At 69.7% G+C, this 24,407-nt stretch carries 27 protein-coding genes and 1 pseudogene; 11 read left to right on the plus strand and 17 right to left on the minus strand.

Annotated elements, in window-relative coordinates:
• Positions 1-90: 90 nt before the first annotated feature.
• The 6 genes from AC5P09_RS40810 to AC5P09_RS40835 form a co-directional block, all read right to left on the minus strand.
• Positions 91-1,002 carry a CU044_5270 family protein gene (locus AC5P09_RS40810; protein ID WP_493878759.1) on the minus strand — a complete coding sequence of 304 codons (912 nt, stop codon included), beginning with the start codon at positions 1,000-1,002 and terminating at the stop codon, positions 91-93.
• Position 1,003: 1 nt separating this feature from the next.
• Positions 1,004-1,600, minus strand: a complete 597-nt coding sequence (locus tag AC5P09_RS40815; protein ID WP_493878760.1) for an RNA polymerase sigma factor — start codon at positions 1,598-1,600, stop codon at positions 1,004-1,006.
• Between the two features lie 152 nt (positions 1,601-1,752).
• A complete protein-coding gene (locus tag AC5P09_RS40820; RefSeq protein WP_493878761.1) occupies positions 1,753-2,298 on the minus strand; it encodes a TetR/AcrR family transcriptional regulator in 546 nt (181 codons plus the stop codon).
• Complete coding sequence (locus AC5P09_RS40825; protein WP_493878762.1) at positions 2,298-2,618, minus strand: DMT family transporter; 321 nt, start codon at positions 2,616-2,618, stop codon at positions 2,298-2,300. The genes AC5P09_RS40820 and AC5P09_RS40825 overlap by 1 nt, the downstream gene beginning before the upstream one ends.
• Positions 2,619-2,675: 57 nt before the next feature.
• Positions 2,676-3,539, minus strand: a complete 864-nt coding sequence (locus AC5P09_RS40830) for a sulfotransferase family protein (protein WP_493878763.1) — start codon at positions 3,537-3,539, stop codon at positions 2,676-2,678.
• A 46-nt stretch (positions 3,540-3,585) separates the two neighbouring features.
• Entirely contained in the window at positions 3,586-3,876 is a 291-nt protein-coding gene (locus AC5P09_RS40835) for a sulfotransferase (protein WP_493878764.1), read from the minus strand.
• A gap of 107 nt (positions 3,877-3,983) precedes the next feature.
• On the opposite strand from AC5P09_RS40835, the gene AC5P09_RS40840 reads away from it, so the two are divergent.
• The gene (locus AC5P09_RS40840) at positions 3,984-4,811 is read left to right on the plus strand and encodes an AbfB domain-containing protein (protein ID WP_493878765.1); all 828 of its coding nucleotides are present in this window, start codon (positions 3,984-3,986) and stop codon (positions 4,809-4,811) included.
• Positions 4,812-4,865: 54 nt separating this feature from the next.
• Here the strand turns inward: AC5P09_RS40840 and AC5P09_RS40845 are convergent, their stop codons facing one another.
• The 8 genes from AC5P09_RS40845 to AC5P09_RS40880 all read right to left on the minus strand — a co-directional run bounded on the left by AC5P09_RS40845 (position 4,866) and on the right by AC5P09_RS40880 (position 11,563).
• Positions 4,866-5,198 (minus strand): metal-sulfur cluster assembly factor, encoded by a 333-nt coding sequence (locus tag AC5P09_RS40845; protein WP_037743875.1) that lies wholly within the window; start codon positions 5,196-5,198, stop codon positions 4,866-4,868.
• Positions 5,195-5,662, minus strand: coding sequence for a Fe-S cluster assembly sulfur transfer protein SufU (sufU, locus tag AC5P09_RS40850; RefSeq protein WP_493878766.1), 468 nt, complete (start codon positions 5,660-5,662; stop codon positions 5,195-5,197). Before sufU ends, AC5P09_RS40845 begins: the two co-directional genes overlap by 4 nt.
• A gap of 99 nt (positions 5,663-5,761) precedes the next feature.
• Entirely contained in the window at positions 5,762-7,018 is a 1,257-nt protein-coding gene (locus AC5P09_RS40855; RefSeq protein WP_493878767.1) for a cysteine desulfurase, read from the minus strand.
• Positions 7,015-7,779 (minus strand): Fe-S cluster assembly ATPase SufC, encoded by a 765-nt coding sequence (gene sufC / locus AC5P09_RS40860; protein WP_266441551.1) that lies wholly within the window; start codon positions 7,777-7,779, stop codon positions 7,015-7,017. The genes AC5P09_RS40855 and sufC overlap by 4 nt, the downstream gene beginning before the upstream one ends.
• Positions 7,780-7,787: 8 nt before the next feature.
• Positions 7,788-8,123: a non-heme iron oxygenase ferredoxin subunit gene (locus AC5P09_RS40865; RefSeq protein ID WP_493878768.1), complete on the minus strand. Its 336-nt coding sequence runs from the start codon at positions 8,121-8,123 to the stop codon at positions 7,788-7,790.
• Positions 8,123-9,340, minus strand: coding sequence for a Fe-S cluster assembly protein SufD (gene sufD / locus AC5P09_RS40870; RefSeq protein WP_493878769.1), 1,218 nt, complete (start codon positions 9,338-9,340; stop codon positions 8,123-8,125). The genes AC5P09_RS40865 and sufD overlap by 1 nt, the downstream gene beginning before the upstream one ends.
• Before the next feature lie 61 nt (positions 9,341-9,401).
• Positions 9,402-10,823 (minus strand): Fe-S cluster assembly protein SufB, encoded by a 1,422-nt coding sequence (sufB, locus tag AC5P09_RS40875; RefSeq protein ID WP_307673968.1) that lies wholly within the window; start codon positions 10,821-10,823, stop codon positions 9,402-9,404.
• The gene (locus AC5P09_RS40880) at positions 10,820-11,563 is read right to left on the minus strand and encodes a helix-turn-helix transcriptional regulator (protein WP_266441537.1); all 744 of its coding nucleotides are present in this window, start codon (positions 11,561-11,563) and stop codon (positions 10,820-10,822) included. The genes sufB and AC5P09_RS40880 overlap by 4 nt, the downstream gene beginning before the upstream one ends.
• Positions 11,564-11,724: 161 nt before the next feature.
• Here AC5P09_RS40880 and AC5P09_RS40885 point away from each other — a divergent pair, with 161 nt between their 5' ends.
• From AC5P09_RS40885 to AC5P09_RS40915, 7 genes and pseudogenes are all read left to right on the plus strand, one after another.
• Positions 11,725-12,525, plus strand: coding sequence for an AAC(3) family N-acetyltransferase (locus AC5P09_RS40885; RefSeq protein WP_493878770.1), 801 nt, complete (start codon positions 11,725-11,727; stop codon positions 12,523-12,525).
• Positions 12,526-12,603: 78 nt separating this feature from the next.
• Positions 12,604-13,527 (plus strand): ABC transporter ATP-binding protein, encoded by a 924-nt coding sequence (locus AC5P09_RS40890; RefSeq protein WP_493878771.1) that lies wholly within the window; start codon positions 12,604-12,606, stop codon positions 13,525-13,527.
• Between the two features lie 88 nt (positions 13,528-13,615).
• On the plus strand, positions 13,616-14,401 hold the full coding sequence (locus AC5P09_RS40895) for an ABC transporter permease (protein ID WP_493878772.1): 786 nt from the start codon (positions 13,616-13,618) through the stop codon (positions 14,399-14,401).
• A gap of 111 nt (positions 14,402-14,512) precedes the next feature.
• Positions 14,513-14,635 carry a glycogen debranching N-terminal domain-containing protein gene (locus tag AC5P09_RS40900; RefSeq protein ID WP_493878773.1) on the plus strand — a complete coding sequence of 41 codons (123 nt, stop codon included), beginning with the start codon at positions 14,513-14,515 and terminating at the stop codon, positions 14,633-14,635.
• Positions 14,636-14,722: 87 nt separating this feature from the next.
• Positions 14,723-14,992 (plus strand): annotated as a pseudogene (locus AC5P09_RS40905) (glycogen debranching N-terminal domain-containing protein); the annotation flags it as partial.
• A 220-nt stretch (positions 14,993-15,212) separates the two neighbouring features.
• Positions 15,213-16,211, plus strand: coding sequence for a tetratricopeptide repeat protein (locus AC5P09_RS40910; RefSeq protein WP_493878774.1), 999 nt, complete (start codon positions 15,213-15,215; stop codon positions 16,209-16,211).
• A gap of 52 nt (positions 16,212-16,263) precedes the next feature.
• Positions 16,264-17,271, plus strand: coding sequence for a COX15/CtaA family protein (locus tag AC5P09_RS40915; protein ID WP_493878775.1), 1,008 nt, complete (start codon positions 16,264-16,266; stop codon positions 17,269-17,271).
• 42 nt (positions 17,272-17,313) lie between these two features.
• On the opposite strand, the gene AC5P09_RS40920 is transcribed toward AC5P09_RS40915, so the two are convergent.
• The 3 genes from AC5P09_RS40920 to AC5P09_RS40930 form a co-directional block, all read right to left on the minus strand.
• On the minus strand, positions 17,314-18,420 hold the full coding sequence (locus AC5P09_RS40920) for an amidohydrolase family protein (protein WP_307673975.1): 1,107 nt from the start codon (positions 18,418-18,420) through the stop codon (positions 17,314-17,316).
• A gap of 229 nt (positions 18,421-18,649) precedes the next feature.
• A complete protein-coding gene (locus tag AC5P09_RS40925) occupies positions 18,650-18,982 on the minus strand; it encodes a hypothetical protein (RefSeq protein WP_493878776.1) in 333 nt (110 codons plus the stop codon).
• Positions 18,983-19,075: 93 nt separating this feature from the next.
• Positions 19,076-20,029: a heme o synthase gene (locus tag AC5P09_RS40930; RefSeq protein WP_493878777.1), complete on the minus strand. Its 954-nt coding sequence runs from the start codon at positions 20,027-20,029 to the stop codon at positions 19,076-19,078.
• 354 nt (positions 20,030-20,383) lie between these two features.
• Between AC5P09_RS40930 and tkt the strand changes: the two genes are divergently transcribed.
• The 3 genes from tkt to AC5P09_RS40945 all read left to right on the plus strand — a co-directional run.
• Entirely contained in the window at positions 20,384-22,471 is a 2,088-nt protein-coding gene (gene tkt / locus AC5P09_RS40935) for a transketolase (protein ID WP_493878778.1), read from the plus strand.
• Between the two features lie 34 nt (positions 22,472-22,505).
• A complete protein-coding gene (gene tal / locus AC5P09_RS40940) occupies positions 22,506-23,624 on the plus strand; it encodes a transaldolase (protein ID WP_493878779.1) in 1,119 nt (372 codons plus the stop codon).
• 4 nt (positions 23,625-23,628) lie between these two features.
• Positions 23,629-24,407: glucose-6-phosphate dehydrogenase (locus AC5P09_RS40945; RefSeq protein WP_493878780.1), on the plus strand; the 779-nt coding region annotated here is incomplete at its 3' end.

Genomic DNA, 24,407 nt, shown 5'->3' on the forward strand with positions numbered 1-24,407 from the left:
ACGGCGTCTCAGGTGCCGGGCGCACCGTCCGGGATCCGGCCCGGACCGGTCGCGGATCGGACCGGGCTCAGGCCGTGCCGACGGCCCGGATCAGGGCCGCTCCCCTTTCTCGTCCACTACCGCCGTCACGAGCCGTGCCCCGCCGAGCACGACGTCGCCCTTGTCCCACTGCAGGTCGCCGCTCTGCGCCACGGACCGGTACCCGGCGTAGAGGTAGGTGGCCGGGTCGAGGAGCACTTCGTCGCGGGAGGTGACGACGGAGCTCTTCAGGTACAGCGCGTAGGCGCTGCGCCCCGCCGCGTCCTGGACCTCCGCGGCCTGTACGCCGGGGATCGTGGCGAGGGCCCGGTAGACCTTGGCGAGGCCTGCGGGGTCGTAGGCGTAGGCCCGGCTGAGGACAGCCACAAGGGCCCGGTACTCGTGCTGGGTGCCGGACTCGGACTTGTCGGTGGCGTAGAAGAACGCGCGCGCCTTCACCCGCACCTTCGCCGGGTCGTCCGGCAGGCTCTTGAGGAACGCGTACTCCTCCCTGGGCGAGTGGTCGTCGCCGGCCTTGCCGTCCTCCATCTTCGGATCGGCGTACGCATACCAGTCCTCGCTGGTCTGCGGCCCCGGCTTCTCGTCGTCCGTCATGTTCGTCTCGACGGACTTCACGTAGATCCACTGGCCGTCGCGTGCGGTGACCGCGGGACCGGCGGCGATGGCGTCGGCGGCGTCGTTCAGGAGGTCCTTGGCGCTGCCGAGTTCGAGGGTGTACCCGGGCCGTGCGCCCGGCTGCACTCCGTCCGGGCCGCGGTCGATCACCTGCGTCCCGATCACGGCGACCGCCGTGATCAGGGCCGCCGTCGCCGCGGCCATCAGCCGCCAGTCGCCGCGCAGCCGGCGGGCACGGCTGCGGCCCGTCGCCTCCCGCAGCAGCCGGTCGCGTCCGGCGAAGAAGGGTGCGCGCTCGGCCGCCGGGGCCTCGGCCCGCAGTTCGCGAACCGCCGTCATCTCGTCCATGTCAGAACACCTCCGTGGCGTCGAGCGTGAATGCGGGGTCGGCGCCCAGGGCCGAACGGACCTTGCGGCGGGCGCGGTTGAGCCGGGAGCGCACGGTGCCGACGGGGATCCCGAGCGCCTCACCGACCTCGGTGTACGTCAGGTCGGCCCAGGCCACGAGCAGCAGCACATGCCGGTCGCCCACGGACAGCGCGGCGAGCGCCCCGGCGAGGGGGGCCTGGGCGGCCTGCGCGGTGACCCGGTCGTCGGCGCGCTCGGACCAGGTCTCGGCGACCGGGTCGTGCCCGGTGCGGGCCAGCGCCCGCAGGGCCCGCACCTCGGCGCGGCGGTGCTTGCCGACGAGGTTGCCGGCGATGCCGTAGAGCCAGGGGCGGGCGCTGGGGCGGGCGGTGTCGTAGCGGGACCGGATGCGGAAGGCGATGAGGAAGGTCTCCGCGGTGATGTCGTCGGCGGCGCCCACGCCCAGCCGGCGTGCCACATAGCGGTGGATGTCGGGGGCGTACCAGTCGTAGAGGCGGGCGAAGAGCTCCGGTTCCTCCAGGGAGTGGGCGACGACCTGGGCGTCCTCGGGCGAGGACGGGTCCGGTGGTCCGGTCACGTGGCGGCCTCCGTGGGTGTGTTCGGGGTGAGGATGTCACCCGCTGTTCCCCGACGTCGGCAAAGGGGTTCACGGACCGGAGTTCACGGCGCTCACGGCCTGGCGTTCACGGCGTTCACGGCCTGGCGTTCACGGACCGCGGCCGCTCGGGCTCACGCGGCGCCGTCGATGATCCTCGCCAGCATCTCCCGCGCGTACTCCTCGTCGTACGACGTCCCCGTCAGCAGCACCTGCAGACAGATCCCGTCCATCAGCGCGACCAACGCCCGCGCGGTGACCGGGTCGACGCGGGCGGTGAGCCGGGCGGCGAGGTCGTCGGCCCACTCGGCGGCGATCGGGCGCAGGGCGGGGCGGCGCAGGGCGGCGAGGTAGAGCTCGTACTCCAGCTCGACGCCGGTGCGCTCGCCGGCCAGCCACTCGCCCAGCAGTCCGGCGAGTTCGGCGGCCAGCTCGGTGCGCGGTCCGGCGAGGCCGCCGCGGGAGGCGATCACCTTGTCGAAGCCCTCGTTGGCCTGGCGGAGCGCCGCGACCATCAGCTCGTCCAGGGTCTTGAAGTGGTACGTCGTGGAGCCGAGCGGCACATCGGCCTCGGCGGCGACGGAACGGTGGCTCAGCCCGGCAAGGCCCTTCTGCCCGGCGACCCGGATCGCCGCGTCGATGATCCGCTGGCGTCGCTCGGGGTCGTAGCGGCGGGCCATCAGTGCGCACCGCCCAGGTTCAGCACCACCACACCGACGATGATCAACGCGATACCGGCGGCCTTGGCCAGGTTCATCCCCTCCCCCAGGAACACCATGCCGATGGCCGCAATGACCGCGGTGCCGACCCCGGCCCAGATCGCATACGCCGTGCCGATCGAGACGGTCTTCAGCGTCTGCGCGAGCAGCGCGAAGGCGACGACGTACCCCAGAGCGGTCAGCAGGGAGGGCCAGAGCCTGCTGAAGCCGTCGCTGTACTTCATGAAGGTCGTGGCGGCCACCTCGGCGGCGATGGCGCCGGCGAGCAACAGGTATCCCATGTGTACGAGTGTACATAACAGCGCCGGCACAGAGCCGGGCTCGGACCGGTCCCGACGTCAGACATGGAACCCGGACACGGTGACCGACCGCGCCGCCACCGGGCCCGGTTCACGCACCCGCGCCAGGCGGTCGGCGATCCGCCGCTTGGCGCGGGCGGCGCGCCGCAGGGCGGGCACCTTGCGGTACCGGAGCAGCTCGGCGGGATCGGGCCGGACCGCTCCGCTCAGCTCGTAGCCGTTGCGCTCCAGCCGTTCTCCCAGCACGGCGTCGCACAGCCGTATCTGGTCGGGCGTCAGCCGCTGTTGCCAGCTGCCCGCCCGTGAGGTGTCCAGGGTGGTGTGGGTGCGCCGGTGCCAGGTCTTGCGGGCGGGCACGGCCGTGCGGGCCAGCCGGTGCGGCTCGGCCACCTCCGGGGCGTACTCCTCGCCCAAGTAGCCGCACAACTCCCGCAGTCGAGGCTCCGGGTCGGCCACCACATCCTCGAAGCGCAGCTCGTGCCAGCTGTCCGGTCCGAGCCGGCCCGCGTACCGCCGGGTCACGTCCATCACCTGCGCCCAGGTGGCGACGGCCTCGTGGAAGCCGCGGTGCCACCAGGGCATCCCCAGCAGTGAGGCGACGCAGTCGCGGCCGTCCCGTACGAGGTGCACGAACTGCGCGTCCGGGAAGAGCCGCAGGATCTCCGCCACGTGCAGGGCGTAGGCGGGCCGCTTGTCGCCCCAGCGGACCTTGCCGTGCCGTTCCGCGTAGGCCTTGAGCCTGATCCCGAGGGCGGAGCCGAGGGTGGGCGGGCCCTCCGCGATCCGCCCGGCCACGGCGTCGGCGTCGAGCCCCAGCTCATGGAACCGGGTCTCCTTTCGCCCAGTGATCCAGGCGGCGAGCCCGGCCCGGTTGCCCGGGTCCCGCAAGTCCCCGAAGCGCAACCGCCTTTCATAGGCGGGCAGAACGATGGGGGTCCCCCCATGCCCCTTAAGGGCTATGGGGGAGGGTCTCCGGGGGCAGCGCGATCCTCGGGTGCGCGTGCAGCATCAGCTGCAACAGGGTGGTCCCGGAACGCGGACAGCCGAGCACGAAGACAGGGCGTACGAAGACAGGGCGTACGAAGACAGGGCGTACGAAGGCAGGGCGTACGAAGGCAGGTGCAGAGGTGACCACGCTCCGACGCTGCCGTGGCCGAATGAGGCCGGGCTGGGCCCGGCCTGAGAAAGAGCTGTGAACATCGAGCGGGATGCGGAACCGGAGCGGCCGGAAACCGCTCACGCAAACAGCTCCCAGGAGCGCACCGGCTCCACTAGTGTTTCACCGTTCACCTACTTCCCCGTCTCGGCCGCAGCCGTCGCCCAAGGCGCCCGCCGGAGGAATCGCGCATGGCAGAAAGCAAGTCCCGGCCCCCTCAGAACCAGCCATGGGAGAGCGGCTGGGCTCCGGACACCTCCCGGGTGCCGGGAACGCGACGCCTGTGGCTGGCCGGTGCGCTGGCGATAGCCACGGTCGCCGCCTGTGTGACGGCGATCGTCGTGACCGAGCAACAGCCTGACTACCCGTCACCCGACCCGGACCAGGCGGCCGTCGCGGACCCGAGCGGCCCCGGCCTGATCTCCTACGGCACCCCCTCCGCGACGCCCTCTCCGACGCCCGGCGAGAAGAGCGCCTCCCCGTCCGCCCGGACGACGACGAGCGCCTCCGAACCACAGGGCTCGACCTCCGCGCCCCCGCCCGCCGCTCCGCCCAAGCCGCCCACCTCGCAGCCCGGTTCGTCCGCCCCGAAGCCGTCGACGACCTGGCGCTCGGTCCGCTCGGTGAACTACCCCGACCGCTACTGGCACGTCAGCGGCGGCCTGGTGAAGCTCGACCCGGTCGGCGGCTCGGAATCCCGCGAGGACTCCACCTTCAAGCTGGTCAAGGGCCTGGCCGACAGCTCCTGCCAGTCCTTCGCCACGGCCGACGGCACGTATCTCCGCCACCGCGACTTCATCCTCCGCGCGGACCGGAACGACGGCTCGTCCCTCTTCAAGCAGGACGCCACGTTCTGCCCCCGCAGCTCACCGGTGTCCGGCGCGATCATGCTGGAGTCGGTCAACTACCCGGGCCGCTTCCTGCGCCACAAGGACTTCATACTCCGCCTGGAGTCGTACCAGCACAGCGGCGGGTACCAGGCGGACTCGGCGTTCCGGCTGGTGGGCGGGCTGGCCTGAGCACGAGAAACGGCGACGCCCGAAGGCGTCGCCGTTCGCATCAGCTCGTGGAACTCAGACGTTGAACCCGAGCGCCCGCAGCTGCTCGCGCCCGTCGTCCGTGATCTTGTCGGGGCCCCACGGGGGCATCCAGACCCAGTTGATGCGGAGCTCGTTGACGAGGCCGTCCGTGGCGGACTTGGCCTGGTCCTCGATGACGTCCGTCAGCGGACAGGCCGCCGAGGTCAGGGTCATGTCGATGGTCGCGATGTTCGCGTCGTCGATGTGGATGCCGTAGATCAGGCCGAGGTTGACGACGTCGATGCCCAGTTCGGGGTCGACGACGTCGTACAGGGCCTCGCGGAGTTCTTCCTCCGAGGCCGGCTTCATCTCAACGGTCTCGCTCATGCGGTCTTCCTTTCGGCGTCGGCTCCGCCCAGGGCCTGGGCCGTCGCGTCCTTCCACGCCATCCAGCTCAGGAGGGCGCACTTCACCCGCGCCGGGTACTTGGAGACACCGGCGAACGCGACCGCGTCCTCCAGCACCTCCTCCATCGCGTCGTCGGGCTCGATCCGGCCCTTGGACTGCATCAGCTCCAGGAAGGTCTCCTGGATCTTCTGCGCGTCCGCCAGGTCCTTGCCGACCAGCAGGTCGTTCAGTACGGAGGCCGAGGCCTGGCTGATCGAGCAGCCCTGGCCCTCGTACGAGACGTCCTCGATCGTGGTGCCGTCGTACTTCACGCGCAGCGTGATCTCGTCGCCGCACGTCGGGTTGACGTGGTGCACCTCGGCGTCGCCATCCCGAAGACCGCGCCCGTGCGGGTGCTTGTAGTGGTCCAGGATGACTTCCTGGTACATCGAATCCAGCTTCACAGCGACCGCCCTCGCGTCCCGTCTTCCCTTGCGTGGCCCCTCGGCCGGGGGTCCGGGGGTTGTCCCCCGGGATTGCACAGCACGATTCCAGCCAGCCCCTCAGCCGAAGAAGTTCCGTACGTGCTCCAGGCCGTCGACCAGTGCGTCGATCTCGGCCGGCGTGGAGTACAGATAGAACGACGCTCGCGTGGTCGCAGGAATTCCGTACCGCAGGCAGACCGGGCGTGCGCAGTGATGACCCACGCGTACCGCGATGCCCTGCTCGTCGAGGACCTGGCCCACGTCGTGCGGATGGATGTCACCGAGCGTGAAGGAGATCGCCGCGCCCCGGTCCTCGGCCGTGGTCGGGCCGATGATCCTGAGGCCCGGAACCTCCGCGAAGCGCTTGACCGCGTACTCGGTGAGCGCGTGCTCGTGGGCGAGGATCTTGTCCATGCCGATCGCCGACAGGTAGTCGATCGCCGCTCCCAGCCCGACCGCCTGCGCGATCGGCGGGGTGCCCGCCTCGAACTTGTGGGGTGCCGGGGCGTACGTCGACGAGTGCATCGACACCGTCTCGATCATCTCGCCGCCGCCGAGGAACGGAGGCAGGTCCTCCAGCAGCTCCTGGCGGCCCCAGAGGACGCCGATGCCGGTCGGGCCGCACATCTTGTGGCCGGTGAAGGCCACGAAGTCGGCCTGGAGGGCCTGTACGTCCATCGGCATGTGCGGAGCGGCCTGCGAGGCGTCGATGCACACCAGCGCGCCGACCTCCTGCGCACGGCGCACTATCGCCTCGACGGGGTTCACCGTGCCCAGGATGTTGGACACCAGGACGAAGGAGACGATCTTCGTCTTCTCCGTGATGATCTCGTCGATGTTGGAGAGGTCGAGGCGGCCGTCGTCGGTCAGCCCGAACCACTTCAGCTTCGCGCCCGTGCGCTGCGCCAGCAGCTGCCACGGCACGATGTTGGAGTGGTGCTCCATCTCCGTGATGACGATCTCGGTCTCGTGGTCCACGCGGTAGGGCTCGTCGGCCCAGCCCAGCATGTTCGCCACGAGGTTGAGCGACTCGGAGGCGTTCTTGGTGAAGATCACCTCGTCGCGGCTCGGCGCGTTGATGAACGCGGCGACCTTGTCGCGCGCGCCCTCGTACAGCGCCGTGGCCTCCTCGGCGAGCACATGCACACCGCGATGGACGTTGGCGTTGTGGCGCTCGTAGTACTCACTCAGGGCGTCCAGTACCTGGCGCGGCTTCTGCGAGGTCGCCGCGTTGTCCAGGTAGACGAGCTTCCGGTCGTCGTGGACCAGGCGGTCCAGGATCGGGAAGTCCTTTCGGATCGCCTCGGCGTCGAGGAGGCCCGGCAGCTGTGTCACGCGGATACTCCACCCTTCGTGTAAGCCTCGTAGCCCTCGTTCTCCAGCTTGTCGGCGAGTTCGGCGCCGCCGGACTCGACGATCCGGCCCGCGGAGAAGACGTGGACGAAGTCGGGCTTGATGTAGCGCAGGATGCGCGTGTAGTGCGTGATGAGCATGGTGCCCACCTCGCCGCTCTCACGGACGCGGTTGACGCCCTCGGAGACGACCCGGAGCGCGTCGACGTCCAGACCGGAGTCCGTCTCGTCGAGGATCGCGACCTTCGGCTTGAGGAGCTCAAGCTGGAGGATCTCGTGGCGCTTCTTCTCACCGCCGGAGAAGCCCTCGTTCACGTTGCGCTCGGCGAAGGCCGGGTCCATGTTGAGACGCTGCATGGTCTCCTTGACCTCCTTCACCCACGTCCGCAGCTTGGGGGCCTCGCCGCGGATGGCGGTGGCGGACGTACGGAGGAAGTTGGAGACCGAGACGCCGGGGACCTCGACCGGGTACTGCATCGCCAGGAACAGGCCCGCGCGGGCGCGCTCGTCGACGGACATCTCCAGGACGTCCTCGCCGTCGAGGGTGACGGTGCCGCTGGTGATCGTGTACTTCGGGTGACCCGCGAGCGAGTAGGCGAGCGTCGACTTGCCGGAGCCGTTCGGGCCCATGATGGCGTGCGTCTCGCCCTGCTTCACGGTGAGGTCGACGCCCTTGAGGATCTCCTTGGTGGAGTTGTCGGCCTCGACGGTGACGTGCAGGTCTCGGATTTCAAGCGTTGCCATGGGTTGCCTCAGGACTCCTGGGAAAGGGAGACGAGCACATCGTCCCCTTCGATCTTTACGGGATATACGGGGACGGGGCGCGTCGCGGGCAGGCCGGACGGTTTGCCGGTGCGGAGGTCGAAGCTGGAGCCGTGCAGCCAGCACTCGATCTGGCAGTCCTCCACCTCGCCCTCGGAGAGCGAGACGTTCGCGTGCGAGCAGATGTCGTGGATCGCGAACACCTCCCCCTCGGTCTGCACGACCGAGACCGGCGTGCCGTCGAGTTCCACCCGCTTCGGGGTGTCCTCCTCCAGCTCGCTCAGCCCACAGGCCCGAACGAAACGGGCACGGTCGAAGGCGGCCATCAGACCGACGCCTCCAGCTCCTCGTCGATCTTCACGAGAAGGCGCTCTTCGATGTCGTCGACGCCGATCTGCTGGACCAGCTCGGCGAAGAAGCCGCGGACCACCAGACGACGGGCCTCGTCGGCCGGGATGCCGCGGGCCATCAGGTAGAAGAGCTGCTCGTCGTCGAAACGGCCGGTGGCGCTGGCGTGGCCGGCGCCGACGATCTCGCCGGTCTCGATCTCGAGGTTCGGCACGGAGTCGACACGGGCGCCGTCGGTCAGAACCAGGTTGCGGTTCATCTCGTACGTGTCCGTGCCCTCGGCCTTGGCCTCGATGAGGACGTCGCCGATCCACACCGCGTGGGCGCCCTCGCCCTGGAGCGCGCCCTTGTAGGCCACGTTCGACTTGCAGTGCGGGGTGTTGTGGTCGACCAGGAGGCGGTGCTCCTGATGCTGGCCGGCGTCCGTGAAGTAGAGGCCGAAGAGTTCGGCCTCACCGCCGGGGCCGGCGTACGTGACGCGCGGGTGCAGGCGGACCAGGTCGCCGCCGAAGGTGACCACGAACGACTTGAAGGTGGCGTCGCGGCCGATCAGCGCGTTGTGCTGGGCCACGTGCACGGCCTTGTCGTCCCAGTCCTGGACGGAGACGACGGTCAGCTTGGCGCCGTCCCCCAGGAGGTAGTCGACGTTGGCGGCGAGCACGGCGTCACCGGTGTGGTCGAGGACGACGACGGCCTCGGCGAAGGCTCCCAGCTCGATGACCTGGTGGGCGAAGGTGGTCCCGCCCTCGCCGTGCACGGCGATTCGGATCGGCTCGGTGAGGACCGTCTCCTTGGGGACGGTGATCACGCCGGCCTTCTCGAACGCCGAGTACGCCTGGGCGGCGACGCGGTCCACCGGGACGCCCGCCTTGCCCAGGCGCGCGTCGTCACGGCCGACGGTCTCGACGACGACGCCCTCGGGCGCGTCGATGTCGACCTTCAGGCCGTCGCCGGTGGCGACCGCGGTGCCGTCGTGCAGCCCGCGCAGCCGCTCCAGCGGGGTGAACCGCCACTCCTCCTCACGGCCGTGCGGGACCGGGAAGTCCTGCACGTCGAAGGACGGGGGCGCGCTCATGCGCGTGGCGACGGTCGACTCGGCGGCCACCGCGATCTGGCCGGCGGTGGTGGACCCCAGCGGTGGGGGTCCCCCCGCCCGAGCGGATTCGAGGGTGGGGGAGTTCTGAGCCTCAGCCATGGCTGTCGGTCTGCTCTCTTCCTACGTCAGATTTCGCTAGCTGGTTGTGGAGAGGCGGGCCTTAGCCGACCGCGCCTTCCATCTGCAGCTCGATCAGCCGGTTGAGTTCGAGGGCGTACTCCATGGGGAGTTCCTTCGCGATCGGCTCGACGAAGCCGCGCACGATCATGGCCATCGCCTCGAACTCGGTCAGACCACGGCTCATCAGGTAGAAGAGCTGGTCCTCGGAGACCTTGGAGACAGTCGCCTCGTGGCCCATGGACACGTCGTCCTCGCGGACGTCCACGTACGGGTACGTGTCGGAGCGGGAGATGGTGTCGACGAGCAGCGCGTCGCACAGCACGTTCGACTTGGAGCCGTGGGCGCCCTCGCCGATCTCGACGAGACCACGGTAGGACGTACGACCGCCACCGCGCGCCACCGACTTGGAGACGATGTTGGAGGAGGTGTTCGGCGCCATGTGGACCATCTTGGAGCCGGCGTCCTGGTGCTGCCCCTCGCCCGCGAAGGCGATGGACAGGGTCTCGCCCTTGGCGTGCTCGCCCATCAGGTAGACGGCCGGGTACTTCATCGTCACCTTGGAGCCGATGTTGCCGTCGATCCACTCCATGGTCGCGCCCTCGTACGCCACGGCGCGCTTGGTGACCAGGTTGTAGACGTTGTTCGACCAGTTCTGGATGGTCGTGTAACGGCAGCGGGCGTTCTTCTTGACGATGATCTCGACGACCGCGGAGTGCAGCGAGTCCGACTTGTAGATCGGCGCCGTACAACCCTCGACGTAGTGCACGTAGGCACCCTCGTCGACGATGATCAGGGTCCGCTCGAACTGGCCCATGTTCTCCGTGTTGATACGGAAGTAGGCCTGCAGCGGGATCTCGACGTGCACGCCCGGCGGCACGTAGATGAAGGAGCCGCCCGACCACACCGCGGTGTTCAGCGACGCGAACTTGTTGTCACCGACCGGGATGACGGTCCCGAAGTACTCCTTGAAGAGCTCCGGGTGCTGCTTCAGCGCGGTGTCGGTGTCGAGGAAGATGACGCCCTGCTCCTCCAGGTCCTCGCGGATCTGGTGGTAGACGACCTCGGACTCGTACTGGGCCGCGACACCGGCGACGAGGCGCTGCTTCTCCGCCTCGGGGATGCCGAGCTTGTCGTACGTGTTCTTGATGTCCTCGGGCAGGTCCTCCCAGGACTCCGCCTGCTTCTCCGTGGAACGTACGAAGTACTTGATGTTGTCGAAGTCGATCCCCGACAGGTCCGAGCCCCAGTTCGGCATGGGCTTCTTGCCGAACAGGCGCAGGCCCTTGAGGCGGAGCTTGGTCATCCACTCCGGCTCGCTCTTCTTCGCCGAGATGTCGCGGACGACGTCCTCGTTGATGCCGCGCTTGGCAGAGGCGCCGGCCTTGTCGGAGTCGGCCCAGCCGTATTCGTACTTGCCCAGGCCCTCGAGCTCGGGGTGGGCAGTCTCCGTGGGGAGCGTCATGCGGGGTTCCTCCCGGCCGTGCTTGCAGATGCGTTGTCAGTCGTGTGGGAAATCTTGGGGATGAACGTCGTGCAGACGCCGTCGCCGTGCGCGATGGTCGCCAGTCGCTGGACGTGGGTGCCGAGCAGCTGGGAGAAGATCTCGGTCTCCGCCTCGCAGAGCTGCGGGAACTTTTCCGCGACGTGGGCCACCGGGCAGTGGTGCTGGCAGAGCTGCTCGCCGACCGGTGCGCTTCGCGCCGTAGCAGCGTACCCGTCCGCGCTCAGGGCCTTGGCCAGGGCTTCGGTCCGCTCTTCGGGGGCGGCCGCCTCGATGGCCTTGCGGTAGGCGGTGGCCTGTTCGGCGATCCTGGCGCGGGCGAAGGCGACGACCGCCTCGTCCCCGCCGAACCGTTCCTGGATCCAGCGCAGGGCGTCCGTGGCGAGTTTGTCGTAGGACTGGTCGAACGCGTCGCGGCCGCAGTCCGTGAGGGCGAAGACCTTGGCGGGCCGGCCGCGCGTCCGCGCCCCGTACACCCGCTGCTCCCGGGCCTCCACGACGTCGTCGGCGACCAGTGCGTCCAGATGCCGGCGTACGGCCGCCTGGGTGAGCCCCAGCCGTCCGGCCAGCTCGGTCGCGGTCGACGGCCCGTGGTCCAGGATGGACCGAGCGACCCGGTTGCGCGTCGAGCGCTCACCGGTCGCTAGCTCCTCCTGCGGGGCCCCCGTGGGGGTCTCCCGAGCCTCGCCGACGTTTTTCACAACGCCATTGTTGCGTAATTCCTCTGAGGCAGGCAAGCGGCGTCCGGCACGGCGGACGGTGCCCTGCGTCACTTAGGTTTACCTAATCTGACCTGGGCAAACGATCTTTGATCGATCAAATCGGTGGCGTCGGCGAGCCCCGTCCGGGACACTCCACAACCATGCCCACACCCCCTCCCACCGGCCCTCTTGTCACCCGGGACACCCTCGCGACCCAGCTGCGCGCCCTGGGTGTCGAACCAGGCGAAATCCTCCTGATCCACTCCTCCCTCAGCTCCCTCGGATGGGTCTGCGGAGGGGCCGTGGCGGTCGTCCAGGGAATTCTCGACACGCTCGGTCCGGACGGCACACTGGTCGTCCCCACGCAGACCGGCAGCCTCTCGGACCCGGCCCTGTGGGCAAACCCGCCGGTCCCCGAGGCGTGGTGGGACACGATCCGGGCCACCATGCCCGCGTACGACCCCCTGGTCACGCCCAGCCGCGGGGTCGGCGTGATCCCGGAGACCGTACGGACCTGGCCGGGCGCCCTGCGCAGCGCGCACCCGCAGACCTCGTTCGCCGCCGTCGGCCCGCGCGCGGCGGAGATCATCGAGGGGCACGCGCCGGACTGCCGACTCGGCGAGCACAGCCCCCTGGCCCGACTGGAAACGCTCCACGCGCGCGTGCTGCTGCTCGGCGCCGGCTACGACGCGTGCACCAGCTTCCACCTGGCCGAGTACCGCATACCGGCGCCGCGCGTGAAGGTCGGCAGGCCCGGACCGGCGGGCTGGGAGGTGGTGACCGAGGTGTCGATCGACTCGGACCGGTTCGACGAACTGGGGCATGACTTCGAGCGGGACCGTCCCGTCGTACAACGCGGACAGGTGGGCGCGGCCGACGTACGGCTGTTCCCCGTGGCGGAGGCGGTGGCGTACGCGGAGCGGTGGCTGGCCGTGCACCGGTCGCGCGAGGAGGAGGTCTGAGGCCCGTCCGCCCGGGCCGGGTGGAGATCTCGCACCCGCCGGTCTGGGCTCCGGTTCGCGAACCTAGACTCTGGACCCATGCGAAGTGAGCCCGTGGTCCAGGTCCAGGCCCTGGTGAAGCGGTACGGCACGAAGACCGCGGTGGACGGCCTCGACCTGGTGGCCAAGGCGGGCGTGACGGCCGTACTCGGCCCCAACGGCGCGGGCAAGACGACGACGGTCGAGACCTGCGAGGGGTACCGGAAGCCGGACTCCGGCACGGTGCGCGTCCTGGGCCTCGACCCGGTGCGACAGTCGCGACAGCTGAACCCTCGCATCGGCGTGATGCTGCAGTCCGGGGGCGTCTACTCGGGTGCCCGGGCCGACGAGATGCTCCGGCATGTCGCCAAGCTGCACGCCCACCCGCTGGACGTGGACGCGCTCATCGAGCGTCTGGGGCTGGGCAGTTGCGGCCGGACGACGTACCGGCGCCTGTCGGGAGGCCAGCAGCAGCGGCTCGCGCTCGCCATGGCGGTCGTCGGCCGCCCGGAACTCGTCTTCCTGGACGAGCCCACCGCCGGCCTCGACCCGCAGGCCCGCCACGCCACCTGGGACCTCGTACGGGACCTGCGCGCCGACGGCGTCTCCGTGATCCTCACGACGCACCACATGGACGAGGCCGAGCAGCTCGCCGACGACGTCGCGATCATCGACGCGGGCCGGGTCGTCGCCCAGGGCTCCCCGGAGCAGCTGTGCCGCGGCGGCGCCGAGAACACCCTGCGCTTCTCCGGCCGTCCGGGACTGGACGTCGGGTCCCTGCTCAAGGCGCTCCCCGCCGACTGCACGGCCGCGGAGCTGACGCCGGGCTCGTACCGGGTCGGCGGCAAGGTGGACCCGCAGCTGCTCGCGACGGTGACCTCGTGGTGCGCGCAGCACGGGGTGATGCCGGAGAAGATCTCGGTCGAACGGCACACTCTCGAAGACGTTTTTTTGGAGCTCACGGGCAAGGAGCTGCGCTCATGATTACGGCTCGCACAGGGACCGGCTGGGGGTCCGGGGGTTATCCCCCGGGAGAACACAGCCTGGAGCTCACGGGCAAGGAGCTGCGCTCATGACCACCGGTACCACCGGTACCACCGGCACCTACGCACCGCGGCCGGGTGCCGCGCCGCTCCCCCGCATGATCGGGGCGCAGGCCGCGCTGGAGACGAAGATGCTCCTGCGCAACGGCGAGCAGCTGCTGCTGACGGTCGTCATCCCGACACTGCTCCTCGTTCTCTTCAGCTCCGTGGATATCGTCGACACCGGAGCCGGCGAGGCCGTCGACTTCCTGACCCCCGGCATCCTCGCCCTCGCCGTGATGTCGACGGCGTTCACCGGGCAGGCCATCGCGACGGGATTCGAGCGGCGGTACGGCGTCCTGAAGCGCCTCGCCTCCTCCCCCCTCCCCCGCTGGGGCCTGATGGCCGCGAAGACGCTGGCCGTGCTGGTCACGGAGGTCCTCCAGATCGTCCTGCTGACGGTGATCGCCTTCGCCCTGGGCTGGTCGCCGCACGGGAACCCCTTCGCCGTACTGCTTCTGCTGGTCCTCGGGACGGCCGCGTTCTCGGGGCTCGGCCTGCTGATGGCGGGCACGCTGAAGGCGGAGGCCACGCTGGGCGCCGCCAACCTGGTCTTCCTGCTGCTCCTGGTGGGCGGCGGCGTGATCGTGCCGCTGGACAAGTTCCCGGCCGGCGCCCAGGACGTGCTCGGGCTGCTGCCGATCTCGGCGCTGTCGGACGGTCTGCGGGACGTGTTGCAGCACGGGGCCGGGATGCCGTGGGGGAACCTGGGGATTCTGGGCGTGTGGGCGGTCGTGGGGTTGGCGGCGGCGGGGAAGTTCTTCCGCTGGGAGTGAGCGATGTGAATGGGACGTGCGCGAACGGGGAAGACCCGCCCCGTGTTCGAATCTGCGGATTCTTCAGCACCACGCGCCTTACAGCCGCTCCTGCACGACGTGGTCATCTGCGTGGCCGCTCCCGCTTTCGCGGCCTCGTCCCGTGACGGGCAACTGAGGGGCGAGCGGGCGGAGGGGTTCTACGACCACGACCGACGTGTGCTGCACACCCTGTGCCTGCTCCTCACCAGGTGAGATTCACCGCCGTCCACCGCTACCCCCGGGACCGTACCGACGACCCGACCCTGATCGTCGAACGCGTCCGAACGGGCGACGGAGACCATCACGCTGCGCAACATCGGCACGCTGGGACGCCGACTGCGGGCGGAGCTGGTCGCCGCGTCGGACCTCGCCGACATCGCGGACGTCAAACGCGGACACCGGCGCCCCGTGGTGCGGTGCACGGCGGCCCCGGCCTCGCTCGCCTGGAGTTCCCGCACCGGACGCGCCCGGATCCGGGTGCTGTCCGGTCCCGAGCCCGAAACCTCCCAGGGCCCCGAAGGGGGCACCCTGACCTGGTCCCGAGTTGTGTTGCGCCCCGGCGAGTGCTGGACGGTCCAGCTCTGTGTCGACGGCAGCGCCATCCCGACTCCTCCCGGGCATCCTGTGGCTCCCACCGATCCGGCGCCCTGGAACGATCTCGTGATCGAGAGCGACCGGCGGCTCAAGAGGCTGGTACGGCGGGGACTCGCCGACCTCAGTGCACTGCGCCTCGCCGATCCCCAACGCGGCACCACCGAAGGGTCCGAGGACCAGTTCATCGCCGCGGGCTGTGGACCAGTGCCTCCTGCGGCCGGACGATCCCGCCTTCCTCCCTCTGCGCGCGCAGTGCCTGCGCCAACTTGGCGGCATTCTGCGCGAGAACCTCCAGTTCCCCGAGGCCTTGGAGGCCGTCGAGCTGGCGATAGACATCTACGAACGGCACGGCGCGGAGTGGGACGGGCTCGACTGGGCCGTCGCTGAGCAGGAAGCCGGCATGATCCATCGGAATGCCGGACAGCTCGCCAAAGCACTCGACCGCTACGCGCAAGCCGGCCGCCGCATCCCGCGCAACGGCAGCCAGGAACCGCGCGAGCACAAGATCTTCCGCGCGATGCTCCAGAGGGACGTGGGAATCGTGGCTCAGGACCGCGGTGACCTGGAAAAGGCGGAACAAGAGCTGCGCGAGGCCCTCGAGGTTCTGAAGGCTTCGCGCGGTATGGACGACTTCGAGACCTCTCAGATCGCCAAGTCGCTCGGCGATGTACGGCGTCGCCAGGGCGAGGAACTGCGCCTGCGCGCCCGCCGGACACCCCGTCCCTACCTCCGGCGGCGCCTGCACCGGGAGGCCCGCGCCCGCCTCCGGGAGGCGGCGCAGCTGCTCGACGCGGTGGTCGAGTCGAATCGCAAGCGCCGCGAGGCGGAGGCGCACAAATACGCCGCCTGCCTCAACAAGCTCGGATCCCTCCAGCACGCACAAGGCCGTACGGCCAAGACTCTGGAGACCCTTCGAGAAGCCGAGGAGATCTACGTCACGAAGTACAGCAGCGATCACCACTACCGCGCCAAGACCCTGTCCCGGCTGGGCCCGGTCCTCCTCAGCGCCGGGGACCGCCGAGCCGCCGAGCAGGCGTTGCGCGAGGCGGAGGACATCATCTGCAGTCGGCTGACGGACGTCCATCCCTCACTCGTCGCCGTGTACGAAAGGCTCGCCGTGTGCACCCACAACGCCCAAGAGGCCTCGGCGTACCTCATCCGAGCCCAGCACATCAAGGATGCGATCGGCGCCTGAGGCGGTCGCTGGAACCCACCCAAGTGAATTCGTGCACAAGCGGCCCCCTACGATGGGACGCGTGCCAAAAGTGACCCGCGCCGACTCCGTAGCGGCCGTCCGCAACCCGCTCGCCTTCATCGCCGAACGCTGGACCCCGACCCCACGGACGGTCCGGCGGGCGGCCCTCGCCGCGCTCGTCATGTCGGTGCTCATCGTGGTCACCGGCGGGGCGGTGCGGCTCACCGGATCCGGGCTCGGCTGTCCGACCTGGCCCAAGTGCACCGACGACTCGCTGACCGCCACCAGCGCGATGGGCTTCCACGGCGCCATCGAGTTCGGCAACCGCATGCTGACGTACGTGCTGTGCGCGGCGGTCGGCTGGGCGATCATCGCCGCGCGTTCCGAGAAGCCGTACCGGCGCGGCCTGACCCGGCTGGGCTGGGCGCAGTTCTGGGTCGTGATGAGCAACGCGATCCTCGGCGGCATCGTGGTCCTGGTCGGCCTCAACCCGTATACGGTCGCGGCCCACTTCGTGGCGACGTCCGCCCTGATCGCCATCGCCACGGTGATGTGGCACCGCACCCGGGAGAGCGACGGGACGCCCCGGCCGCTGGTCGGCAGGTCCGTGCAGCAGCTGGTGTGGTTCCTGGTCGCCGCCTCCGTCCTGCTGATCCTGGTCGGCACGGTCGTGACCGGTGCGGGGCCGCACGCGGGCGACTCCAGCGAGGTCGAGCGGATGCCGCTCGACTGGGAGACCGTCAGCAAGGTGCACGCCGTGCTGGCCTGGATCGTGGTGTCGCTGACGTTCGCCCTGTGGTTCGTCCTCAAGGCGGTCGACTCCCCCAAGGGGCCGCTGGGGCGCACCCGCGACCTCTTCCTGATCCTGCTCGCGCAGGGCGTCATCGGCTACGTCCAGTACTTCACCGACCTGCCCGAGATCCTGGTCGGCCTGCACATGCTCGGCTCGGCCCTGGTGTGGATCGCGGTGCTGCGTGTGCTGCTGTCCCTGCGGGAGCGGGCGGAGGTCGTGGCCGATGTGCCGGGCCCTTCGAGCGAGGCGACGCTGACGCGGGCGTGAGCGCCACCTCGCCGTAGCCCACCGGCCCACCGGCCCACCGGCTCACTCCAGCCCGTACACCCGCCTGGCGTTCCCCGCCGCGATCAGCCCCGCCACCCGCTGCGCGTCCGCCAGCGACCACGCCCCCTCGGCGACCCAGGTGCCCAGCACCCGGCCCAGCGCCTCCCGGAACAGCCGCGCGCCAACGACGTGCAGCTCGGGCAGGCCCTGGGCGCCGCTGGAGAAGAGGATCTTGCCGAAGGGGGCCAGCTCCAGGATCTCCGCGAGGACGGTGGCGGCCCGGGCCCCGGTCCGTACGAGTGCGGCGCCCGAGTCGGCGTACACGTGTGGGAAGACCCCGGCGAGGTGGGCGGCGTGCCGGTGGTAGGGGTAGCCGTGCAGCAGCACGAGGTCTGTGCCGAGGCCGGCCGTGGCCCGGACGAAGTCCGTGAGCAGCACGGGATCCGTACGGTCGATCCGCAGCCCCGGTTCGCCGAGCCCGGCGTGCAGTTGCAGCGGCAGGCCCGAGGCGACGGCGATCCACAGCAGGTGCCGCAGCAGCACCGGGTCGCTCAGCTCCCCGCCCACCCGGCGTCCGGCGAGCCAGCGGCCGGCGGCGCCGCGGACCTCTCCCGGCCCCGGCGGTTCGGGCGCGAGCGCGAGTCCGTGCCGTACGCCCGCCACGGAGGTGAAGGCCACGGCGCCCGAGGCGGCGCCGTGCACCGACTCGGCGAGGTTGGCGAGGAAGGACTCGACAGTACCGGAGGTGTCGGCGACCTGTTCGGCGAGGAGTTCGAGGCGCACGACCTCGCGGGCCTCGGCGGCCGCGGCGGAGGCCATCTCGCCGGGGCCGGTCAGGTCGCCGGGCAGCCCGGTGTCGACCAGATACGTCGTGATCCCGCTGCCGCGCAGCAGCCGACGGCCCGACTCCAGTACGCCGAGTTCACGGCGCCGGGCGAGATAGCGGGCGGGCGGGCAGTGCGGCTCCAGACCGAGTAACGGCGGGCACCAACGGCGTACCGCGAACCCGGTCTGCGTGTCGAAGAGCGTCGTACCCGGCGCGGGCGGCCCCTCGGTCCGGGCCAACTGGGCCTCGAAGGTACCGAGGCCCAGCTCCGTTCTCAGGACGCCGTGACAGTACTGGTCCACGAGGGACGGCGTTTCGATCATCCGGACTCCCCGCGAAGACGCTGCGCTGGCTTACAGGGCCTAACGGGTGCACCCGGGATCAGGTGTTGCGTATACACACCCCGTGCGAAGCGCTCCGCGGGGGAGCCGAACGCGGATTAGTCACTGGGGTACGGGTAATTGGCGGCTGCGGGCCGCATGTAGCTGTCTGGTCGCGCCCACGCGGCGGAGCCGCACATCGATACAGTCCCGCGCCCCTTGAGGGCGTTGTTCAGCCGTTGCTCGGGCCGCCCACCTGGATGCCCGCCATGCGGCTCCACTCGTACGGGCCCGTCTTGACCTTGGCCGCGAACTCGCCGTCGAAGTCCTCGTGGACGGTGATGCCGGACTTCGCCACCGCCTGCTCGGCGAGGGCGGTCGAGGGGGCCACCAGGTCGCCCCAGGCGCCGTCCTCGCCGACGAGGACGATGCGGGCGCCGCGGTCCCCGAGGTACGCGATCTGGCCCTCGGCCCCGCCGTGCTCCTTGGAGAAGCTGCTGATCTGCTTGGCGAGCCGGGTCACTTTGCGCTCGGCCTTCGGGTCCACCTGCTGCGTGTCTGCCATGGCCAGGATGCTACCGACGGGTAGATCAAACGGCGACGGCCGGGGTGCGTGGCCTTGACCACGCACCCCGGCCGTCAGAAGCGACAAGGGTGTCTACCGCAGGAAGGGGTCCACCGCCACCGCCACGAACAGGATCGACACGTAGGTGATCGACCAGTGGAACAGCCGCATCTCCTTGAGCCTGGCGCCGGTCACCTCGGCCCTGGCCCGGTTCTGCAGGCCGTGCGCCTCCCACAGCCAGAAGCCACCGGCCAGCAGCGCGACCGCCGTGTAGAACCAGCCGGTGTAGCCGAGCGGCTGAAGCAGCAGCGACACCGCGACCATCACCCAGCTGTAGAGCACGATCTGCCGGGCGACGACCTTGTTGGAGGCGACGACCGGGAGCATCGGCACGCCCACGCGCGCGTAGTCCTCCCTGACCTTCATGGACAGCGGCCAGTAGTGCGGCGGCGTCCAGAAGAACATGACGAGGAAGAGGATGATCGGCGCCCACGACATCGAGTTCGTGACGGCGGACCAGCCGATGAGCACCGGGAGGCAGCCGGCGATGCCGCCCCACACGATGTTCTGCGACGTTCGGCGCTTGAGGATCATCGTGTAGACGACGACATAGAAGAGGAGCGCTCCGAGCGACAGCCAGGCGGAGAGCCAGTTGACGGCGAGGCCGAACAGCAGCGTGGAGACGACGGCGAGGGTGATGCCGAAGGCGAGACACTCGCGCGGGCTGACCATGCCGGTGACCAGCGGACGCTGCGAGGTGCGGTCCATCAGCGCGTCGATGTCGCGGTCGATGTACATGTTCAGCGCGTTGGCGCCGCCCGCGGAGAGATAGCCGCCGATGCAGGTCAGCAGGACGAGCTCCAGATCAGGGACGCCCTGCTGGGCCAGGAACATCACCGGAACCGTGGTGATGAGCAACAGCTCGATGATCCGAGGCTTGGTCAGAGCTACGAACGCCTTGACACGGGCCCCGAACGGCCGGTGGCTCGGGCTCTGGCTCGCACCGAGCACCCCCGCTGGACGGGATTCGACGGCCGTCACGCACACCCCTACAGAGACATCCCAGCAAGCCCAGCCGTGTGAAGTCCCGGTAAAGGCTCGCGCGTACCACGCCACTGTAGACGTTGCCCATACCCCGACATTCGCGGGGGTGGGGTCGTGTTTGAGCAGCGCCGCCGGAAGAGCCGCGCGGCACTCGATTGAGCACTCGGACGAGCGGTTCCGTATTCACATGCCGAATGCGGAACGGCCCAGTCGGGAGGCGGATCCCGAAGAGTCCCGGCAGTCTGTAATGACTCGAAAAAACGCACGTTCTTACAGGGGTAGGCTCGACAACGGCCGGGACGTTCAGTGCACCGGCATTCGACATGCGTGACATGTGGAGAGGAGCCCTGACCCAGGGTGAGCACCAAGCCGACCACCACAGACCTCGAGTGGACCGAGTTGGACCAGCGGGCCGTCGACACCGCCCGCGTCCTGGCCGCCGATGCCGTACAGAAGGTCGGCAACGGCCATCCCGGTACGGCGATGAGCCTGGCACCCGCCGCGTACACCCTCTTCCAGAAGGTGATGCGGCACGACCCGGCGGACCCCGACTGGGTCGGCCGCGACCGCTTCGTGCTGTCCGCGGGCCACTCGTCCCTGACCCTCTACACCCAGCTGTACCTGGCCGGCTTCGGCCTGGAGCTGGACGACCTGAAGGCCTTCAGGACGTGGGGTTCGAAGACCCCCGGTCACCCCGAGTACGGCCACACCACCGGTGTGGAGACGACGACCGGCCCGCTGGGCCAGGGTGTCGCCAACGCGGTGGGCATGGCGATGGCCGCCCGCTACGAGCGCGGTCTGTTCGACCCGGACGCGCCTGCCGGCGAGAGCCCCTTCGACCACTACATCTTCGCGATCGCCGGTGACGGCTGCCTCCAGGAGGGCATCTCCGCGGAGGCGTCCTCGCTGGCCGGCCACCAGAAGCTCGGCAACCTCGTCCTCCTGTGGGACGACAACCACATCTCCATCGAGGGTGACACCGAGACGGCCGTCTCCGAGGACACCGCCAAGCGCTACGAGGCGTACGGCTGGCACGTGCAGCGGATCGCCCCGAAGCCGGACGGCGACCTCGACCCGCACGCCATCTACAACGCGATCGAGGCCGCGAAGCAGGTGACGGACAAGCCGTCCTTCATCGCGATGCGCTCGATCATCGCCTGGCCCGCCCCGAACGCGCAGAACACCGAGGCCGCGCACGGCTCGGCGCTCGGTGACGACGAGGTCGCGGCCACCAAGCGGGTCCTTGGCTTCGACCCGGAGCAGAGCTTCGAGGTCGCGGACGAGGTCCTGGGCCACACCCGCGCGCTGGGCGAGCGGGGCCGTCAGGCCAAGGCCGAGTGGGAGAAGTCCTTCCAGGAGTGGCGCAACAACAACGCCGAGCGCGCCGCCGAGTTCGACCGCGTCGCCGCGGGCGAGCTGCCGGCCGGCTGGGAGGAGAAGATCCCGGTCTTCGAGGCGGGCAAGGGTGTCGCCACCCGTGCCGCGTCCGGCAAGGTGCTCCAGGCGCTCGGTGCGGTCATCCCCGAGCTGTGGGGCGGCTCCGCCGACCTGGCCGGCTCGAACAACACGACGATCGACAAGACCTCGTCGTTCCTCCCGGCGGACAACCCGCTGCCGGAGGCGAAGCCGTACGGCCGCACGATCCACTTCGGTATCCGTGAGCACTCGATGGCCGCGGAGATGAACGGCATCGCGCTGCACGGCAACACCCGTATCTACGGCGGTACGTTCCTGGTCTTCTCGGACTACATGCGCAACGCGGTGCGCCTGTCGGCCCTGATGCACCTGCCGGTGACGTACGTGTGGACGCACGACTCCATCGGTCTGGGCGAGGATGGCCCGACCCACCAGCCGGTCGAGCACCTGGCCTCGCTGCGCGCCATCCCGGGTCTGAACGTGGTCCGCCCGGCCGACGCCAACGAGACCGCGATCGCCTGGCGCGAGATCCTGCGCCGCTACACCAAGGTGTTCGGCAAGGGTGCCCCGCACGGCCTGGCGCTGACCCGCCAGGGCGTGCCGACGTACGAGCCGAACGAGGACGCGGCCAAGGGCGGTTACGTCCTGTTCGAGGCCTCCACGGGCACGCCCGAGGTGGTGCTGATCGCCACCGGTTCCGAGGTGCACGTCGCCGTCGTGGCGCGCGAGCAGCTCGAGGCCGACGGTGTGCCGACGCGGGTCGTGTCCATGCCGTCCGTGGAGTGGTTCGAGGAGCAGGACCAGGGGTACCGGGACAGCGTCCTGCCGCCGGCGGTCAAGGCGCGAGTCGCGGTCGAGGCCGGCATCGGTCTCACCTGGCACAAGTACGTGGGCGACGCCGGTCGCATCGTTTCCCTGGAGCACTTCGGTGCTTCGGCCGACGGCAAGGTCCTCTTCCAGGAGTTCGGCTTCACTGCCGAGAACGTGGCCGCCAAGGCCCGGGAATCCCTCACCGCCGCCCAGCGCTGACGCTCATATACGACACGTAGGAGATGCAATTTCCATGACAGACGCACTCAAGCGCCTCTCCGAGGAAGGCGTGGCGATCTGGCTGGACGACCTGTCGCGCAAGCGGATCACGTCCGGCAACCTCGCCGAGCTGATCGACCAGCAGCACGTCGTGGGCGTCACCACCAACCCGTCGATCTTCCAGAAGGCGATCTCGCAGGGAGACGGCTACGACCAGCAGGTCTCCGACCTCGCCGCCCGCAAGGTCACGGTCGAGGAAGCCATCCGCATGATCACCACGGCGGACGTCCGTGACGCCGCCGACATCCTGCGCCCGGTTTTCGACGCCACCGGCGGCCAGGACGGGCGGGTGTCGATCGAGGTCGACCCGCGCCTGGCCCACAACACGCACGCGACGGTCGCCGAGGCCAAGCAGCTCGCCTGGCTGGTGGACCGCCCCAACACCCTCATCAAGATCCCGGCCACCAAGGCGGGTCTGCCGGCGATCACCGAGACCATCGGTCGCGGCATCAGCGTCAACGTGACGCTGATCTTCTCGCTGGAGCGCTACCGCGAGGTCATGGACGCCTATCTGTCCGGCCTGGAGAAGGCCAAGGCGGCGGGTCTCGACCTCTCGAAGATCCACTCCGTGGCGTCCTTCTTCGTGTCCCGTGTGGACACCGAGATCGACAAGCGGCTCGACGCGCTCGGCACCCCCGAGGCCAAGTCGGCCCGCGGCAAGGCCGGCGTCGCCAACGCGCGTCTGGCCTACCAGGCGTACGAGGAGGTCTTCTCGACCGACCGCTGGAGCACCCTGGAGAACGCGGGCGCGAACAAGCAGCGTCCGCTGTGGGCGTCGACCGGCGTGAAGGACCCGGCGTACAAGGACACGATGTACGTCGACGACCTGGTGGCGCCGAACACGGTCAACACCATGCCGGAGGCGACCCTGTTCGCCACCGAGGACCACGGTCAGATCACCGGCAACACCATCGCCGGCACGTACGAGCAGGCCCGCGCCGACCTCGACGCGGTCGAGAAGCTCGGGATCGGCTACGACGACGTGGTCCAGCTCCTGGAGGACGAGGGCGTCGAGAAGTTCGAGGCGTCCTGGAACGACCTGCTCAAGTCGACCGAGGCGGAACTCAAGCGCCTCGCCCCCTCGGAGGGCTGACACCTTGTCGAGCAGCAACCCGCTGCGTGACCCCGCCGACCGACGGCTCCCGCGTATCGCGGGGCCGTCGGGCCTGGTCATCTTCGGCGTCACGGGCGATTTGTCACGAAAGAAGCTCATGCCCGCCGTGTACGACCTCGCGAACCGGGGTCTGCTGCCGCCGGGTTTCTCGCTGGTCGGCTTCGCACGGCGTGAGTGGCAGCACGAGGACTTCGCGCAGGAGGTCCACGACGCCGTCAAGGAGCACGCCCGCACGCCGTTCCGCGAGGAGGTCTGGCAGCAGCTCATCCAGGGGATGCGCTTCGTCCAGGGCACCTTCGACGACGACGAGGCGTTCGAGCGGCTGCGCGGCACGATCGAGGAGCTGGACAAGGCCCAGGGCACGGGCGGCAACTTCGCCTTCTACCTGTCCGTGCCGCCGGGCGCCTTCCCGGTGGTCATCCAGCAGCTGAAGAAGCACGGACTGGCCGACCAGTCGAGCGGCTCCTGGCGGCGCGCGGTCATCGAGAAGCCCTTCGGCCACGACCTGAAGTCGGCCGAGGAGCTCAACACGACGGTCGAGGAGGTCTTCGCCCCGGACCAGGTCTTCCGTATCGACCACTACCTGGGCAAGGAGACCGTCCAGAACATCCTGGCGCTCCGCTTCGCCAACACGATGTTCGAGCCGATCTGGAACCGGTCCTTCGTGGACCACGTACAGATCACCATGGCCGAGGACATCGGCATCGGCGGCCGGGCCGGCTACTACGACGGCATCGGCGCCGCCCGTGACGTCATCCAGAA

It is taken from the genome of Streptomyces sp. a15 (genome assembly GCF_059026085.1).

What these genes read in the sequence shown, in the direction of transcription:
- AC5P09_RS40810 (WP_493878759.1), bottom strand. Translation starts at nt 1,002, where the DNA reads ATGGACGAGATGACGGCGGTTCGCGAACTGCGGGCCGAGGCCCCGGCG.
- AC5P09_RS40820 (WP_493878761.1), bottom strand. Translation starts at nt 2,298, where the DNA reads ATGGCCCGCCGCTACGACCCCGAGCGACGCCAGCGGATCATCGACGCG.
- AC5P09_RS40825 (WP_493878762.1), bottom strand. Translation starts at nt 2,618, where the DNA reads ATGGGATACCTGTTGCTCGCCGGCGCCATCGCCGCCGAGGTGGCCGCC.
- AC5P09_RS40840 (WP_493878765.1), top strand. Translation starts at nt 3,984, where the DNA reads ATGGCAGAAAGCAAGTCCCGGCCCCCTCAGAACCAGCCATGGGAGAGC.
- AC5P09_RS40845 (WP_037743875.1), bottom strand. Translation starts at nt 5,198, where the DNA reads ATGAGCGAGACCGTTGAGATGAAGCCGGCCTCGGAGGAAGAACTCCGC.
- sufC (WP_266441551.1), bottom strand. Translation starts at nt 7,779, where the DNA reads ATGGCAACGCTTGAAATCCGAGACCTGCACGTCACCGTCGAGGCCGAC.
- AC5P09_RS40865 (WP_493878768.1), bottom strand. Translation starts at nt 8,123, where the DNA reads ATGGCCGCCTTCGACCGTGCCCGTTTCGTTCGGGCCTGTGGGCTGAGC.
- sufD (WP_493878769.1), bottom strand. Translation starts at nt 9,340, where the DNA reads ATGGCTGAGGCTCAGAACTCCCCCACCCTCGAATCCGCTCGGGCGGGG.
- sufB (WP_307673968.1), bottom strand. Translation starts at nt 10,823, where the DNA reads ATGACGCTCCCCACGGAGACTGCCCACCCCGAGCTCGAGGGCCTGGGC.
- AC5P09_RS40885 (WP_493878770.1), top strand. Translation starts at nt 11,725, where the DNA reads ATGCCCACACCCCCTCCCACCGGCCCTCTTGTCACCCGGGACACCCTC.
- AC5P09_RS40890 (WP_493878771.1), top strand. Translation starts at nt 12,604, where the DNA reads ATGCGAAGTGAGCCCGTGGTCCAGGTCCAGGCCCTGGTGAAGCGGTAC.
- AC5P09_RS40895 (WP_493878772.1), top strand. Translation starts at nt 13,616, where the DNA reads ATGACCACCGGTACCACCGGTACCACCGGCACCTACGCACCGCGGCCG.
- AC5P09_RS40915 (WP_493878775.1), top strand. Translation starts at nt 16,264, where the DNA reads ATGGGACGCGTGCCAAAAGTGACCCGCGCCGACTCCGTAGCGGCCGTC.
- AC5P09_RS40920 (WP_307673975.1), bottom strand. Translation starts at nt 18,420, where the DNA reads ATGATCGAAACGCCGTCCCTCGTGGACCAGTACTGTCACGGCGTCCTG.
- AC5P09_RS40925 (WP_493878776.1), bottom strand. Translation starts at nt 18,982, where the DNA reads ATGGCAGACACGCAGCAGGTGGACCCGAAGGCCGAGCGCAAAGTGACC.
- tal (WP_493878779.1), top strand. Translation starts at nt 22,506, where the DNA reads ATGACAGACGCACTCAAGCGCCTCTCCGAGGAAGGCGTGGCGATCTGG.